General features: G+C 48.1%; 17 protein-coding genes. 6 read left to right on the plus strand and 11 right to left on the minus strand.

What is annotated here, in order from left to right; all coding sequences use genetic code 11:
• Positions 1 to 213: 213 nt before the first annotated feature.
• From KOSB73_RS03390 to KOSB73_RS03410, 5 genes are all read right to left on the minus strand, one after another.
• Complete coding sequence (locus tag KOSB73_RS03390) at positions 214 to 450, minus strand: hypothetical protein (RefSeq protein WP_098140229.1); 237 nt, start codon at positions 448 to 450, stop codon at positions 214 to 216.
• Positions 451 to 642: 192 nt separating this feature from the next.
• Positions 643 to 1,668, minus strand: coding sequence for a fimbrial protein (locus tag KOSB73_RS03395; protein WP_165774979.1), 1,026 nt, complete (start codon positions 1,666 to 1,668; stop codon positions 643 to 645).
• 26 nt (positions 1,669 to 1,694) lie between these two features.
• Positions 1,695 to 4,238: a fimbria/pilus outer membrane usher protein gene (locus KOSB73_RS03400; protein ID WP_098140231.1), complete on the minus strand. Its 2,544-nt coding sequence runs from the start codon at positions 4,236 to 4,238 to the stop codon at positions 1,695 to 1,697.
• Positions 4,239 to 4,268: 30 nt separating this feature from the next.
• Positions 4,269 to 4,961: a fimbrial biogenesis chaperone gene (locus KOSB73_RS03405; RefSeq protein WP_098140232.1), complete on the minus strand. Its 693-nt coding sequence runs from the start codon at positions 4,959 to 4,961 to the stop codon at positions 4,269 to 4,271.
• A 59-nt stretch (positions 4,962 to 5,020) separates the two neighbouring features.
• Positions 5,021 to 5,581: a fimbrial protein gene (locus KOSB73_RS03410; RefSeq protein ID WP_098140233.1), complete on the minus strand. Its 561-nt coding sequence runs from the start codon at positions 5,579 to 5,581 to the stop codon at positions 5,021 to 5,023.
• 496 nt (positions 5,582 to 6,077) lie between these two features.
• Here KOSB73_RS03410 and KOSB73_RS03415 point away from each other — a divergent pair, with 496 nt between their 5' ends.
• Positions 6,078 to 6,641: a transcriptional regulator gene (locus KOSB73_RS03415; RefSeq protein ID WP_098140234.1), complete on the plus strand. Its 564-nt coding sequence runs from the start codon at positions 6,078 to 6,080 to the stop codon at positions 6,639 to 6,641.
• 159 nt (positions 6,642 to 6,800) lie between these two features.
• Here the strand turns inward: KOSB73_RS03415 and epmB are convergent, their stop codons facing one another.
• Positions 6,801 to 7,829, minus strand: coding sequence for an EF-P beta-lysylation protein EpmB (epmB, locus tag KOSB73_RS03420; protein WP_024360244.1), 1,029 nt, complete (start codon positions 7,827 to 7,829; stop codon positions 6,801 to 6,803).
• Positions 7,830 to 7,871: 42 nt separating this feature from the next.
• Here epmB and efp point away from each other — a divergent pair, with 42 nt between their 5' ends.
• The 4 genes from efp (at position 7,872) to sugE (ending at position 9,411) form a co-directional block, all read left to right on the plus strand.
• Positions 7,872 to 8,438: an elongation factor P gene (gene efp, locus KOSB73_RS03425; RefSeq protein WP_004097931.1), complete on the plus strand. Its 567-nt coding sequence runs from the start codon at positions 7,872 to 7,874 to the stop codon at positions 8,436 to 8,438.
• Positions 8,439 to 8,508: 70 nt separating this feature from the next.
• On the plus strand, positions 8,509 to 8,643 hold the full coding sequence (locus KOSB73_RS03430) for an entericidin A/B family lipoprotein (RefSeq protein ID WP_049250003.1): 135 nt from the start codon (positions 8,509 to 8,511) through the stop codon (positions 8,641 to 8,643).
• Between the two features lie 163 nt (positions 8,644 to 8,806).
• Entirely contained in the window at positions 8,807 to 8,953 is a 147-nt protein-coding gene (ecnB, locus tag KOSB73_RS03435) for a lipoprotein toxin entericidin B (protein WP_004097935.1), read from the plus strand.
• A 140-nt stretch (positions 8,954 to 9,093) separates the two neighbouring features.
• A complete protein-coding gene (gene sugE, locus KOSB73_RS03440) occupies positions 9,094 to 9,411 on the plus strand; it encodes a quaternary ammonium compound efflux SMR transporter SugE (RefSeq protein ID WP_004128029.1) in 318 nt (105 codons plus the stop codon).
• Here the strand turns inward: sugE and KOSB73_RS03445 are convergent.
• From KOSB73_RS03445 to frdA, 5 genes are all read right to left on the minus strand, one after another.
• Positions 9,408 to 9,938 (minus strand): lipocalin family protein, encoded by a 531-nt coding sequence (locus KOSB73_RS03445; protein WP_024360245.1) that lies wholly within the window; start codon positions 9,936 to 9,938, stop codon positions 9,408 to 9,410. The two genes, sugE and KOSB73_RS03445, sit on opposite strands and share 4 nt — an antisense overlap.
• Before the next feature lie 140 nt (positions 9,939 to 10,078).
• The gene (frdD, locus tag KOSB73_RS03450) at positions 10,079 to 10,438 is read right to left on the minus strand and encodes a fumarate reductase subunit FrdD (protein WP_004871139.1); all 360 of its coding nucleotides are present in this window, start codon (positions 10,436 to 10,438) and stop codon (positions 10,079 to 10,081) included.
• 10 nt (positions 10,439 to 10,448) lie between these two features.
• Positions 10,449 to 10,844 carry a fumarate reductase subunit FrdC gene (gene frdC, locus KOSB73_RS03455; protein WP_004871138.1) on the minus strand — a complete coding sequence of 132 codons (396 nt, stop codon included), beginning with the start codon at positions 10,842 to 10,844 and terminating at the stop codon, positions 10,449 to 10,451.
• Between the two features lie 10 nt (positions 10,845 to 10,854).
• The gene (locus tag KOSB73_RS03460; protein WP_004097940.1) at positions 10,855 to 11,589 is read right to left on the minus strand and encodes a succinate dehydrogenase/fumarate reductase iron-sulfur subunit; all 735 of its coding nucleotides are present in this window, start codon (positions 11,587 to 11,589) and stop codon (positions 10,855 to 10,857) included.
• Entirely contained in the window at positions 11,582 to 13,372 is a 1,791-nt protein-coding gene (gene frdA / locus KOSB73_RS03465; RefSeq protein WP_004871137.1) for a fumarate reductase (quinol) flavoprotein subunit, read from the minus strand. Before frdA ends, KOSB73_RS03460 begins: the two co-directional genes overlap by 8 nt.
• Before the next feature lie 275 nt (positions 13,373 to 13,647).
• Between frdA and epmA the strand changes: the two genes are divergently transcribed.
• Entirely contained in the window at positions 13,648 to 14,625 is a 978-nt protein-coding gene (gene epmA / locus KOSB73_RS03470; protein ID WP_004117360.1) for an elongation factor P--(R)-beta-lysine ligase, read from the plus strand.
• Positions 14,626 to 14,650 lie beyond the last annotated feature (25 nt).

A 14,650-nucleotide genomic window follows, 5' to 3' on the forward strand; every position in this document is an offset into this window, starting at 1 on the left:
CGATTTGTTCCATTTCAAAAACGGTAAGTTCTTTCATGTTAATATTCCTTTAATAGGGGAGAAGATAATATGAATAATGACTGTGACTACAGTGCAAAATACTTATTAACGATGAATATCGTTGATGAAAAATTTAGGAATTTTCATCAGGTATCAATGCATTATAGTTTTTATTCATAATATTTATGGTTCATTCTGCATTTACTTCGATTTTCACCAACCGAAAATGGAATTGACGATTTTCACTAGCCCATATTTCTGTGCTATTTTCGCAAGATCGCGACCGGCTGTAGCACCAAACATTTTTCGCATGTTTTTCTCGAAAGGATCTGTTTGCGGTTGGCTTCCCGATTTGTTTGTTGTTGCTGGGTTAAATAAGTCAGAAAATAAAGACATTAAAGATAGTCCGCCTTCAATTTGTCCCATTTCTTCATTTGTTAGCCTTTTCATAATCAAGTCTATCCTTTGCTATATGATATTGAAAATTAAATGAAGTCAGCTCTTATTAAGAATTGACCGCGAAATGTTGCATCAGAATTTTTATAAAGTCAACGTGAAGGGAATGAATTAATTGATGATTTTAAAAGGTTATCTAATTGAAGTGGCAAGATACGAATACTCCGTTGCCACTCCAGTTAGTGTTTATTTCTCTTGTAATACTACTTCAAGCAAGGCGCTCACGTTACCCTGCGAAATAGTTGATGAAAACCGATAGTAGTCCACGCTGAAATTAATTTCTTGGGTAGCTTTAACATTGTTAACAGAATAATCGTCGTAATCAAAAAATTTGACAGGTGATACGCCCTGCTTAACAATAAAGCCTACATTTTTGGCGCCGCCAGCGCTTTCACTAGTCGAATTAGTTAACACACCATCGGTTGATGTTGAGCCAGATATGGCGTTAAACCAATAATTATAGCTTGATCCCAATACATCCCGGGGGCAGTTCATTTCCAGAGTGACATTCTTTCCTTTTCCAGTGGAGTTCGGAGGTGTTATTGCTTTCAATTCGGCAACTGAAATGTCACTGAGTTTGATTATACTCCCCCCCTTTGCCGTCAAATTACAGGATGTAGAACGGTAGGTAATTGGGCCAATATTTGTATCAACTTTTAGCAGGACAGTATTAGATGTCAGGGTATTGATTTGTCCTGCTCTACCTACTGCATATATGGCACTTATTTGAGGAATTGTATTTATTGACGTGTCAATGACTGGTTTTGTCTTTATCAACCAGATAGTCCACTGCTTTACTGGAGTAGTGGTAGTCGTTGTCATGGGAGTCATCCCGGCGGTAGCTACTACCGGACGCCCGGGCACACCTATTAATCCATCTGAAATCTGAAAGCCAATACCATCTATACCTGTTTCATATACCGGTTTTCCTTGCATACCCTTTACACCAGGGACTTCTGGATGTGCGCCTACGTCAATCCGATACATATCGGGGTCTGTAGATGTGATATCACAGCCATAAGCACTTTTCATAGTGTTTATACCCACTGTTTTTGCATAAAGAATGCTGCCGACAGGTAACGTGTCATCCGCTAAAATTCGGGGACTGAAAGGCACACCAAGATTTTTCGTGCTGCCTAGATATTTACAGTCAGCAAAGCTTTGCGAACTGAAAAATAGCATGCCAATAATTAATATTATGTGTTTTTTCATAAAAACTCCCGTTCCCTGAGATCTCATTAACGGCATACCGCGGTGGTTTGTCTTAACTGTCCATTTGTATCGGACAGGTTATAATCAGCCTTGCATTGCTGCTCAGACTTTTTACCCCATTGAATAGCCAATTGCCCGGTATCTTTTAAACCTGAGAGGTAAACTAAGCCATCATCGCTGACGATACCTGCTGGCGCATCAAGTTTTGATGTTGGGACCACCGTTGCTCCAAAAGGAACCACAGTGCCAGATGGCATTACGAGTTTGATGAAGGCACGGCGACCAATACTACTGTCAAAACTAACACGTGTAATTGCACCTCTTGTAGGGACCGTGTTTTTACTCGATTCAGATAATTCCATCTCATCGCCCAAGGACGCTTTATCAAGCGACAACATGGTCCGGTGATAAGGCGTCAAATAAGGATAAATAGCGTATCCACGATAATCAGTTGAAATCGTTGGGTCCGTTTCCATACGTACATTAGTTAATCCTGGCGCCTTAATTAAGGCCGCGCTCTCCGATATTTCTTGCCCAAAAGTAATGCCATCGGCATGGGCTAACATACCACCACTAAGGCCGTAATTGATTAACTGACTATTTTTGTTGTAACTATAGCCTGCATTAACTGACCCCATTGAACCGCGATAGTTACCATATAAAGCACCGCTGGCATTTTCGCGATTGCTATAACCTTGCTGGACGCTCCAGTCAAGATTGTTATTTTCCAGTGCAGTGCCGTTCAAAGATACATACTGATCTGTAGAGCCTGGATTGCTATTGGTAATGCTATAGGATGCATATGTATTAGGTAGCCACTCGCTTAAAGGTACCGATATGTTAAACGAGAAGACATGGTCATCTTCTACGGTACGGCCTCCGCCGTCCCCTCCCCACGAATATCGACTATAGCTGTAACCGGCATAGTAACTGAAGCGACGGAACCCAGCGTTATAGCCAATGTTTACTGAGTTGTTATGGCGATTGCTATCCCAGTAATCTTCAAATATACCGGATACAGAAAGGCTTCCGAGCCCGGAGCCCAAACTTTGACTTACAGTGATATTGGTTCTGTTACGTATAGAACGGGATGAATAGCCGCCATAGTGGTTATTATAGGTATTAAATACGTCGGTTAGTGTATTGTATCCTGAAGTTGAATAGCGGTAACCAGCTACTGTTATATTAGTACCTGTTTCAAGAATATTTTTACCATAGCGAATGCGCCAGGACTGACCGGTTGTTTTCTCTGAATCTTTTTTCTTAGACCATGCATCAGTCACATCAGCTGATACAGCACCAATATCACCCAAGTTCTGCCCAACACCAAGAGCCAGTGCTTGATAGTTTGATGCGGCCTGCAACCCAGTATAAAGAGTTGTATTGCTTAATATACCGTAGCTGATTGTGGCCTGAGTAAATGGTTTCTCATCAATATCCCCACTGTAGGGACGATACTTACCACTGGTAATCTCATACTCCATTTGCCCTTCTCTGAGCATTAATGGTAAGGAAGCATAAGGTACTATGAAGTTTTGTTTTGAACCGTCGGATTCTTCTACTGTGACATACAGATCACCGTTGCCGCCGGTTGAGTAGAGATCAGTGATTTCAAAGGCGCCAGGAGCGACAAAAGATTGATAGATCTGATAACCATTTTGTTTGATGACTACGCGGGCATTAGTTCGGGCTATACCGCGAACGATAGGCGCAAACCCTCGCAGGCTATCAGGAATCATATCTGTATCAGTGGCCAGCTGAATTCCTGTAAACGGTACGCTATCAAAAATACTGGATAAAGAACTACTTTCACCCATCACTAGCGTGCTTTTTAGTGGAATAATGCTTCTTTGGGCGTAAAGGTAGACTGAATCCCAATCACTTGAGCCACCCGCTGATTTATTCCAGGTGCCAAGATTACGCAGGCGCCACGGGCCAATATTCAGGCCAGACTGTAAATTGAGGTTGTAGTTTTCATTATCGGCCTCATAATCCTTACCTGAGCTGAATTGGTAATTGACCAACAACGCATTAATGCCTTCATCAAATTCTTCTGGCGGAACAAAACCTTGTACAGCGTTCGATAAAGCCGCTTGCGGTATGGATATAATTAACTGTTGCGAATTGAAGTTAAACTTAGCTGAGAAATCAGGTATATCGCTAGCATTGGCACATCCATTTGCGTCTTCTTTTAAAAACGGAAATGCCTCTGTTCGCAATCCATAGCTTGCAAGTTTTGCAATGCTTAGGCATGGGGAAAGTTTATTGTCACCAGTAGTTGAGTCTTTTTGTTCGACAAACAAAATATCTGCTGTCTCTTTCATTTCACTATTTAAAATCACATCAACACGATACTTTCCTGGAGCCTGAGCATCTTGCGTAGCATATATTGATAAGTCCGGAATTGATGATGGGTCGGTTTGACCTACTGATTTCATAAATTCAGGATCAAAGAAATCACGTGCCGAAACGCTATTGCATAAACCAAGGGCTAACGCAGGAATGAGAACGAATAAAAACTGGGGCGCACCACAAAAAATACAATCATTTTTTTTTATTGAAATAGACATACTTTTCACCCTGGTCGATCAAAGAACGAATTAAAGAGTTGACGAGTAGGCTGTACCCATGCCGCCATTGTCGGTGGCAATTTTCCATTCTATTTGGGAACCATTAATACCCGTAGGTAACGTAAACTCTCTAGTAGTAAATGCGTCGATGTTATTAATTAAGTTGCTCACCTCCGCACCATTAATTTTTATTGATTTAAAATACATAAAGAATGGGGTGGTATTCTTAACTGTTATCTTATTGTTACTTCTCCGCCATTCTAACTTTTTGGCTTCCTGATTAATGGAAAGTTCCTGTAAAGCCAATGGGCGATAGATTAAGCGCATTCTATGGCGCACTGCCAATTGGATCTTGTTTTTTTCTGTATCTGTATCGTTGGTTGGCGGGATAGACATTACGTTAAAAAAGTAAACGGTCTCCCTATCCTTTGGTGCGCCAGAGATGTTGGCATTTGGAAATATACGCAAAGTGTTTCTCTGATTTGCTTCCAGACGAAAAAGGGGCGGGGTTACCATGAAAAAAGATGTACTACTTCCTTCGCGGGGTTCTATCCATGACTTTATCAAATATGGAATATTGTCTTTATTCTCCAGGTTTGCGTTTATTTCACGGACCCCTTCCTTGTAAAGATGACGAGTAGAGTCAATGACTACACCTGCATTGGCAGTGAAGGTTGTGGTTAGAGAAACAACTGCCATTATTTTCAATAAAGACTTAAACATAATTCATTCCCTGAATAAAATAATGGGATCTGCCGAAGGCAAACCCCATTGAATTTGTATTAATAGCTGATAGTGAAGGTCGCTACGCCCTTAACTGCACCATCTTTAACGCCAGCTGCAGTTTTTACATATGCAGCTTTAAAGCGCATATAAGAAATTTGGCTAGGCTTATAGTCGATGGTCTGAGCAGTGGTGCCGGTGAAGCTTACGCGAGAACCGTCGGTGTTAACCAGGGTTACAGCGGCGTTAGTAGCCGGGCCTACAGCAGTGTTGGTCAGAACGTTATCCTGGCCGCTGATGTAATCGCCAGTAACGCTGACGTTGATATTACCAGTGTAATCAGTAGAGCCTTTCTGGCAATCAGTAATGGTGTACTCAATATCTTTAGCAAGACTCATATACGGAGTGTTTACTGCTAAGCCTTCCAGTTTAGAAGCCTGGACATCATCCAGCGTCAAGGAGCCGCCATTGATGAGTGCTGACGGAGTAACGTTACAGGATTCACCTTTATCAGTTACGTTTCCCAGAATAGTCAGGTTAGAACTGTTTCCTGCCGCGAAAGCCTGTGCGCTCAGAACTGCTGATGCAGCGACCATTACAGCTACGATTGTTTTTTTCATTTATTTAATCCATTTATAAAAGCTTAAAAATTCCTGAATAGATGCCTGGCTTGGTTATCAACTATAACTATTGTTAATAATTAACTAGTAGTTAATGACTGACTGACCTTTATCTGCGCCTGAGCCCTATCGTTTCCTTTCGCTCGTCCTTATGCCAGTCTTCAGGCTTTATAGGCTTGAGCGACGACGAATTTAAATGGAAGGGGGGCAAAATGCATGTGAATTTTATCTAAAATTTATTTAAAACTTGAATTGTCATTAGTTCATGTTTTGTTGTCTGTTTAGTAATGGTTTAAGATGGCTAGTATAATAATGGCGCCATCGTCTCTTTGCCTAAAAATAACATGTTAATCTTGTTCATGTCGGACGGATAACGTGGTTTTTTTGTCTGCAGTCAACTAACTCCGGTTGTGAAAAGGATTTTCTGGCCTTTGACGATGAACTCTATGTTTATTTGTTGTGATTTCACATATCCAATAAAGGAAGGGATAACATTATGGTATTCAACGAATATATCATTAATAATGAAGTTATTTTTGATACAAATGTGAATAAGCTAAAACCATTAGGTGAGCACGGTGATTGCGTTGCGCTAAATGCACCTACCGCGCGTTGTCTTCAACTATTGCTGGAAAGCAATGGAAAAGTTATATCTCGTGAGGAGTTTTTAGATACAGTGTGGAAAACGAGAGGCGTTGTTGTCTCGCAAAATACGTTCTATCAAAATATTTCGCTATTAAGAAAGTCACTACTAAAAGCTGGATTATCGCAAGATATCATTGTTACTGTACGGCAGCGTGGCTTTGTTTTGGCAGCAGATTCCCACGTTGATTTTTTGTCCAGAACCGATGAGGAAGAGTCAGGAAATTTAGAAAACATACCGCTAATAAGCAATGTTGCTCCTCTCATGGCGGAAAGGAAGGTGCTTGATAACCCCGCAAGGACTCCAGAGTTACATATAAATGATAATAATAAGCAGCCAGCTTTGAGTTTGCCGGGCTGGTTTTTGCTGCTACTGGTAGCCTTAATAGCAACCAATATACTTTCTTTAATATTATGAATAAAATTAATATGTGCTTAGGCTATTCTTTTATACGTATATGTAATATTTAGCTGGGTTGATTTTTTCACGTGAAGTAATGTTGCATTTGCGTTCTGATGTCAGTCAGTGACTGCATCCTGATAGTGTCTGCCAGGCCGGGCCCGGCAGACATATTGATTAGCGCTGTTTTAAGCCCAAATCCAGCGGTGTTTTGCTCGGTTCACCACCGATTTCCCGTGCAAGTTTTGGTACTAAATAACCAGATACCATCGTGAGCAGTTCACGCATAATCTTCCTCGCCTCTTCGTCGCTGACCATAAAATGTGCTGCGCCCTGCACTCTATCCAGAACGTGAAGGTAATAAGGCATGACTCCGGCATCGAATAACGCATTGCTCAGATCGGCGAGCGTGCGCGCGTCATCGTTTACGCCGCGCAGTAGTACGCTTTGATTAAGTAAAGTGACGCCAGCTATACGCAGACTCTTCATCGCGGTACGAAACGCCGCATCTATTTCGTTAGCATGGTTGATATGGTTCACCAGCAGTACCTGCAACGATGAAGCAGAGATACGCGCAACCAGCGTATCGGTAATGCGCGCAGGAATCACAATGGGCAACCGACTGTGGATACGCAGACGCTTAATATGCGGGATGGCTTCCAGCTGCGTAAGCAGCCAGTCTAGTTCTGGGTCTTTCGCCATCAGCGGGTCACCGCCGGAAAAAATGATTTCATCCAGCTCTGGATGAGACGCAATGTACTCCATAGCCATCTGCCAGTTGCGCTTATTACCCTGGTTTTCAGCATAGGGAAAGTGGCGGCGGAAGCAATAACGACAATTAACCGCACAGCCGCCTTTAACCAGCAGTAACGCGCGGTTGCTGTATTTATGCAGTAGACCAGGCACAACGCTGTGCTGTTCTTCCAGCGGATCGGTGGTAAATCCCGGAGCATTAACAAACTCCTCCCGGGAGGTAAGTACCTGACGGAGAAGTGGATCGTTGGGGTTTCCTGGTTCCATACGGGCAATAAATGCCCGCGGGACACGCAGTGCGAACAGGCGCCTGGCATCGCGTCCCGCCAATAGATTCGCATCAGCGTCTACATTTAAAAGATGCAGCAGTTCATCAGGACTGGTCACAACATCGGCAAGTTGCGTTAACCAATCTTCTCTGGATGGGGTATTTAGGGTTACAATATGCGCCATTTTGTGGCTTAGCTACCAATTAACAAAGTTTCAGAGGGCCTTATGGCGACTTACTATAGCAACGATTTTCGTGCCGGTCTTAAAATCATGATGGATGGCGAACCTTATGCAGTTGAAGCCAGTGAATTCGTTAAACCAGGTAAAGGCCAGGCTTTTGCGCGCGTTAAGCTGCGCCGCCTGCTGACGGGTACCCGTGTAGAGAAAACCTTCAAGTCTACGGATTCTGCTGAAGGCGCGGACGTTGTCGATATGAACCTGACTTACCTGTACAACGACGGTGAGTTCTGGCACTTCATGAATAACTCTACTTTCGAACAGCTGGCCGCTGACGCTAAAGCCGTTGGCGACAACGCTAAATGGCTGCTGGATCAGGCTGAATGTATTGTGACTCTGTGGAACGGTCAGCCAATCTCCGTTACGCCGCCGAACTTTGTTGAGCTGGAAATCGTTGAAACCGATCCAGGCCTGAAAGGCGATACTGCTGGTACCGGCGGTAAACCTGCAACTCTCTCCACTGGCGCCGTGGTTAAGGTTCCGCTGTTCGTACAGATCGGCGAAGTCATCAAAGTGGATACTCGCTCTGGCGAATACGTATCCCGCGTGAAGTAATTTATGCGCTGAGATGGTTGGCGCAGCGTTTCGCTGCGCCCTCTACCGAGCGTAGACGCAGGCAGGGAAGATGGCTCATAAATTAAAACTTCCGGTACTACTATTATTACTAAGCTGCGCTCTTCTGGCCGGATGCAATACGGCTCGCGGCGTCGGTGAAGATATCCAAAGTCTGGGCCATGTCATTTCTCATGCTGCCAGTTAACCTGATTTCATCAGGAAATCCTCATTCACAATTAGTTTCTCCGTTTGGCTCAATCCTTTTAACCTCTTTTTCTCTTAAAAATCGCCGCGTTTCCCTCATCCTGGACCAGTTTGTCTATGCTTATAGAGCACGATAACTAAAACTGGTTAATAAGGATGACATTATGGTAAAAAAAGCGATTGCAGCGTTCTTTACGGTTTTGGCACTTTCCTCTGTACTGACTGCCTGTAACACCACGCGCGGTGTTGGTCAGGATATTTCAGAAGGCGGCAGCGCGATTTCGGGCGCCGCGACCAAAGCTCAGCAATAGACCATAGCGGTACGGCCGCTGGTCGTACCGTTCTTCCTCACCTTAGTCACGTCGTGTATAATTCCTGTGAAATATCATCTACCTTACGGGACGACCTGTAAGCGTTTCACATCTGGGGACGGCCCCATCAAAGGAGCCATATGTCCTGGTTAGTTCTGTTTATCGCTGGTCTGCTGGAAGTCGTCTGGGCAGTCGGTCTGAAATATACCCACGGTTTTAGCCGCCTGGTGCCAAGCGTAATAACGATTGCCGCCATGGTCATCAGCATGGCGCTGTTGTCATGGGCGATGAAAACGTTGCCCGTAGGGACGGCTTACGCCGTTTGGACCGGAATAGGCGCGGTCGGCGCAGCCGTGACGGGTATTATCCTGCTGGGCGAATCCGCCAGCCCGATGCGCATTGCCAGCCTGGCGTGCATTGTGATTGGCATCATTGGCCTGAAAATGAGCGCGCATTAATACTGCTGATTGACCCATAGCAGTTTGCTCACGTCGAATCCTTGCCGGGTAGCGATATCCAGCATCTGCTGCTTCACTTCCGGCGGGATTTTCGGCGTGCGCGCCAGTAGCCAGAGATAGTCGCGATCGGGTCCACAAACCAGCGCGTAGCGATAATCCTTATCCAGCGCTATCACGCTATAGCCGCCATAGAAGGGGCCGAAAAATGAGACCTTCAGCGCGGCGCGAGTGGGTTCCCCGGTAAAATAAGCTACGCCATCGGTTTTTTGCCACATACCCCGATCGGGGTTGTAGCCTTTATTTACCACGTTCAGCCCGCCATCATCGCGCAGGCTATACGTTGCGGTGACTTTTTCCAGGCCGCTTTCAAAACGGTGATCGAAGCGGGCAATCTCATACCAGGTACCAAGATAGCGTTGAGCGTCGAAGGGGCTAACCACGGTTACGCCAGGAGGCGGTGCCGGCGTAGTACAGGCTACAAGCAGAAATGAAGCGGCAACAACCGCAATAACGGGTAGCAGACGCATAATTTTTTCCTTGCCAGTTTTAAGCTAAGTGTAGAGTCAGGCAGGAAAAATGCGGCAGAATTTTCTTGAGAAGCGAGCCCGGTAACAGAATGCTACCGGGCTTATTGCAGCTGAGGTAAAAGCCGCGTACGGCTATCCGTTTAGATGAACAATATGCCGACGAGGGTGACGACGGTCAGAATCGCCGCGAGTCCATAGAAGACCCACTTACCGTTGGGTACGTGAATTTTCAAATCGTGCATCGCATGGTGAATACGGTGAAGCCCGCACCATAGCGGCAGAACAATCATCAGGAAAATGAATGCACGGCCAATAAAACTATGGGCAAAAGCCAGTACGCGTTCATAGCTGAATGCGTCAGCAGGCGCGAGGCCCAGCGGCAGCATAATACCTACCAGCAGCACAATGACGGGGGCGATAATCGCTCCCCACATGCCGCCAGCGCCAAACAGCCCCCAGAATACCGGCTCATCCGAACGTTTTGGATTGGGATTAATCATTCCAGCCTCCTTACCAGAACAGCGCGACAAACAGGATCACCACGGTGACGACCGCAGTGACGACCCAAAGCCCTTTAATAATTGGCTCTGGCCCCATTTTCTCGCCTTTAAGGATAATATTGGCGGCTTTCGGCGCCAGCTCAAACCAGGTTTTGGTATGCAGCAGTGCGGCTGCAAGCGTGATCAGGTTCAGGATCACGACAATCGGGTTTTGCAGGAAACCGATATAGCCCGCCCAGCTCTCCGCGCCATGCTTCAGTGCGAACAGCCCGTAAATCAGCACGATGCTGAACCAGACCGTGGGTACCGCCGTTCCTTCACGCAGCATATAGAAGCGATAAAACGGCAGCTTTTTCCACCAGGTGGACGGCATCGGCCGCACGTAGGGTTTGCGTTTAGTCGTCATACAGCACTCCTTAGCGTGGTTTCAGGGTGGCGATAAGAAAGTCTTTCGAGCTTTCTACCTTGCCCTGCTGGATCGCGGCCGCCGGGTCGACGTGTTTCGGGCAGACTTCGGAGCAGTAGCCTACGAAAGTACATGTCCAGACGCCATTCTGGCCGTTAAGCTGCGCCATACGTTCCTTTTTACCGTGGTCGCGGCTGTCTTCGTTGTAGCGATGGGCGAGGGTGATCGCTGCCGGGCCGATAAACTCCGGATTAAGACCAAACTGCGGACAGGCCGCGTAGCACAGGCCGCAGTTGATGCAACCGGAGAACTGGTGGTACTTGGCCATTTGCGCCGGCGTCTGCGTGTTTGGGCCCTGATCGGGCGTGCGCGGGTTGCCAATAATGTACGGCTTAATGGCTTCCAGGCTTTCGATAAAGTGGGTCATATCGACCACCAGATCGCGCTCGATTGGGAAGTTGGCCAGCGCCTCGACTTTAATACCTTTGGTGTATTCGCGCAGGAAGGTTTTACAGGCCAGCTTTGGCACCTTGTTCACCATCATGCCGCAGGAACCGCAAATCGCCATGCGGCAGGACCAGCGGTAGCTGAGGTCTGGCGCGAGGTTGTCCTTGATGTAGCCCAGAGCATCAAGCAGTGAGGTTTGCTCATCGTAGGGAACTTCATAGAAAGCGCTGTGCGGTGCGATGTCCACTTCCGGGTTGTAGCGCACCACTTCGACTTTCATATTTTTCATCTCAGCCATTCGTCGTCTCCTTCTTCTCGGCTGCTTCCGCTTCCGCACCGTACACGCGTTTTGCCGGCGGCAGAGTGGTGATTTTCACCTCACTGTACTCCAGACTGGTATTACCGTCGGCATCGCGGAAGGCGAGGGTATGCTTGAGGAAGTTGACGTCGTCACGCTCGGTGCAGCCTTCGTCCAGACGCTGATGCGCGCCGCGGGACTCTTTACGCGCGAGGGCGGAATGCGCCATACATTCGGCGACGTTCAGGCCATGGCCCAGTTCGATGGTGTACAGCAGGTCGGTATTGAACACGCTGGAGGTGTCGGTGATACGCACGCGCTTGAAGCGCTCCTGCAGCTCGGCCAGCTTATCAACCGTTTTCTGCATAAGCTCCGGCGTACGGTAGATACCGCAGCCTTCTTCCATTGACAGGCCCATTTCGTCACGAATCTTGGCCCAGTTCTCGTTACCTTCCTGATTAACCAGATCTTTCAGGCGGTTCTCGATATCGACGACCTGCGCGTCCAGCGCGGCGCTATTGGCTTCGCCCGCTTCGGTTGCGCGCTGCATGGCCTGTTCTCCGGCCAGACGGCCAAACACCACCAGCTCCGCCAGGGAGTTGGAGCCAAGGCGGTTGGCGCCGTGCAGGCCGACCGAAGAACATTCGCCCACGGCAAATAGCCCTTTGATGCGGGTTTCACACTGCTGGTCGGTTTCGATGCCGCCCATGGTGTAGTGCGCGGTCGGACGTACCGGAATGGGATCTTTCACCGGATCGACGCCAACGTAGGCCTTCGAGAGTTCGCAGATAAACGGCAGACGTTCAAGCAGCTTTTTCTCGCCCAAATGGCGCAGATCGAGATAGACCACATCGCCTCGCGGCGTGGGGATCGTGTTGCCCTTACGCCATTCGTGCCAGAAAGCCTGGGAGACTTTATCGCGCGGGCCCAGCTCCATATATTTATTTTTCGGTTCGCCCAGCGGAGTTTCCGGACCCATGCCGTAATCCTGCAGATAGCGGTAGCCGTTCTTGTTGACCAGAATACCGCCTTCGCCGCGGCAGCCTTCCGTCATCAGAATTCCGGAACCCGGGAGACCGGTGGGGTGATATTGCACGAACTCCATATCGCGCAGCGGTACGCCGTGGCTGAGCGCCATACCCATACCGTCGCCGGTGACGATACCGCCGTTAGTATTGTAGCGATACACGCGTCCTGCGCCGCCGGTCGCCAGAATGACCGCGTTGGCGCGGATTTGCACCAGCGTACCTTCCATCATATTCATCGCGACCAGACCGCGAGCCTGGCCATCATCCACCAAAATATCCAGAACAAAATGCTCATCGAAGCGCTGGATTTGCGGGAATTGAAGCGAAGTCTGGAACAGGGTGTGCAGCATATGAAAGCCGGTTTTATCGGCAGCGAACCAGGTTCGCTCGATCTTCATGCCGCCGAATCGCCGGACGTTGACGCTGCCGTCCGGGCGGCGACTCCACGGGCATCCCCACTGTTCGAGCTGGGTCATTTCCGTCGGGCAGTGATGAACGAAGTAGTCAACGACGTCCTGCTCACACAGCCAGTCGCCGCCTGCAACGGTGTCGTGGAAATGGTACTCAAAGCTATCATGATCCTGCGCGACGGCAGCGGAACCCCCTTCAGCAGCAACGGTATGGCTGCGCATAGGATAGACTTTTGAAATTAGAGCGATTTTAGCATTTGGATTAGCTTGCGCGGCGGCTATTGCGGCGCGAAGACCTGCTCCGCCTGCGCCTATTACGGCAAGATCGGCTTGAAAAGTTTGCACGACATTCCTCCAGTTTTTGTTTATTTCGCCGCCGGGCTGGCGAAAACGTATCACTGCTCCTTTATAGGTAAGGAGTATAGCCGTAGGGTCATAAGGGAAAATTGACGTGTTCGATTTTTTTATCGTTCTGTGCGGTTGTTTATCTGCTTGCTTTATGCTTTTGGGTTATCAATAAATTAAGTGTATGTAACGCGTTTACGCATTCGCACAAAATTTGTTTCATCTGCCAGTTACGAGTAGACTTCGTGCCCTTGTTTCAAATCGGAGAAAGTACCATGAGCGAAACGGCAACCTGGCAGCCGAGCGCATCCATTCCAAATCTGTTAAAACGTGCAGCGGTGATGGCGGAAATTCGCCGTTTCTTTACCGACCGCGGCGTGCTGGAGGTGGAGACGCCCTGCATGAGTCAGGCGACGGTGACGGATATTCATATGGTCCCGTTTGAGACGCGTTTCGTTGGTCCTGGCCACTCTCAGGGGCTGAACCTGTACCTGATGACCAGCCCGGAATATCACATGAAGCGCCTGCTGGCGGCCGGCTGCGGCCCGGTGTTTCAGCTATGCCGTAGCTTCCGTAATGAAGAGATGGGGCGTCACCATAATCCGGAATTCACCATGCTGGAGTGGTATCGTCCGTGCTATGACATGTACCGGCTAATCAACGAAGTAGACGATCTGCTACAGCAGGTACTCGACTGCCAGCCGGCCGAAAGCCTCTCTTATCAGCAAGCCTTCCTGCGTCATCTGGAAATCGACCCGCTGTCGGCAGATAAAACGCAGCTGCGCGAAGTGGCGGCGAAGCTCGATTTGAGCAATATTGCCGATACGGAAGAGGATCGGGACACGCTGCTTCAGCTACTTTTTGTCATGGGCGTCGAGCCGCATATTGGTAAAGATCGTCCGACGTTTATCTATCATTTCCCGGCCAGCCAGGCGTCACTGGCGCAAATCAGCACTGAAGATCATCGCGTAGCGGAACGTTTCGAGGTCTATTACAAAGGCATTGAGCTGGCTAATGGTTTTCATGAGCTCACCGACGCCCGCGAACAGCGGCAGCGTTTTGAGCAGGATAACCGCAAGCGTGCGGCTCGCGGCCTGCCGCAGCAGCCCATCGATCATCATCTGCTGGCTGCCCTGGAAGCCGGGCTGCCGGATTGTTCCGGCGTAGCGCTGGGCGTTGACCGGGTGGTGATGCTGGCGCTGGGCGCAGAAAGCATCGGCGACGTTATCTCGTTTACCGTCGACCGCGCCTGATCTTCCTTTCCACTTTCCTGCAGGA

The organism is Klebsiella grimontii (assembly GCF_900200035.1).
Classification (GTDB): Bacteria; Pseudomonadota; Gammaproteobacteria; order Enterobacterales; family Enterobacteriaceae; genus Klebsiella; species Klebsiella grimontii.

What these genes read in the sequence shown, in the direction of transcription:
- KOSB73_RS03405 (WP_098140232.1), bottom strand. Translation starts at nt 4,961, where the DNA reads ATGTTTAAGTCTTTATTGAAAATAATGGCAGTTGTTTCTCTAACCACA.
- ecnB (WP_004097935.1), top strand. Translation starts at nt 8,807, where the DNA reads ATGGTAAAAAAAGCGATTGCAGCGTTCTTTACGGTTTTGGCACTTTCC.
- epmA (WP_004117360.1), top strand. Translation starts at nt 13,648, where the DNA reads ATGAGCGAAACGGCAACCTGGCAGCCGAGCGCATCCATTCCAAATCTG.
- KOSB73_RS03415 (WP_098140234.1), top strand. Translation starts at nt 6,078, where the DNA reads ATGGTATTCAACGAATATATCATTAATAATGAAGTTATTTTTGATACA.
- KOSB73_RS03460 (WP_004097940.1), bottom strand. Translation starts at nt 11,589, where the DNA reads ATGGCTGAGATGAAAAATATGAAAGTCGAAGTGGTGCGCTACAACCCG.
- KOSB73_RS03390 (WP_098140229.1), bottom strand. Translation starts at nt 450, where the DNA reads ATGAAAAGGCTAACAAATGAAGAAATGGGACAAATTGAAGGCGGACTA.
- KOSB73_RS03430 (WP_049250003.1), top strand. Translation starts at nt 8,509, where the DNA reads ATGGCTCATAAATTAAAACTTCCGGTACTACTATTATTACTAAGCTGC.
- KOSB73_RS03400 (WP_098140231.1), bottom strand. Translation starts at nt 4,238, where the DNA reads ATGTCTATTTCAATAAAAAAAAATGATTGTATTTTTTGTGGTGCGCCC.
- frdD (WP_004871139.1), bottom strand. Translation starts at nt 10,438, where the DNA reads ATGATTAATCCCAATCCAAAACGTTCGGATGAGCCGGTATTCTGGGGG.
- sugE (WP_004128029.1), top strand. Translation starts at nt 9,094, where the DNA reads ATGTCCTGGTTAGTTCTGTTTATCGCTGGTCTGCTGGAAGTCGTCTGG.
- epmB (WP_024360244.1), bottom strand. Translation starts at nt 7,829, where the DNA reads ATGGCGCATATTGTAACCCTAAATACCCCATCCAGAGAAGATTGGTTA.
- frdC (WP_004871138.1), bottom strand. Translation starts at nt 10,844, where the DNA reads ATGACGACTAAACGCAAACCCTACGTGCGGCCGATGCCGTCCACCTGG.
- efp (WP_004097931.1), top strand. Translation starts at nt 7,872, where the DNA reads ATGGCGACTTACTATAGCAACGATTTTCGTGCCGGTCTTAAAATCATG.
- KOSB73_RS03410 (WP_098140233.1), bottom strand. Translation starts at nt 5,581, where the DNA reads ATGAAAAAAACAATCGTAGCTGTAATGGTCGCTGCATCAGCAGTTCTG.
- KOSB73_RS03395 (WP_165774979.1), bottom strand. Translation starts at nt 1,668, where the DNA reads ATGAAAAAACACATAATATTAATTATTGGCATGCTATTTTTCAGTTCG.
- KOSB73_RS03445 (WP_024360245.1), bottom strand. Translation starts at nt 9,938, where the DNA reads ATGCGTCTGCTACCCGTTATTGCGGTTGTTGCCGCTTCATTTCTGCTT.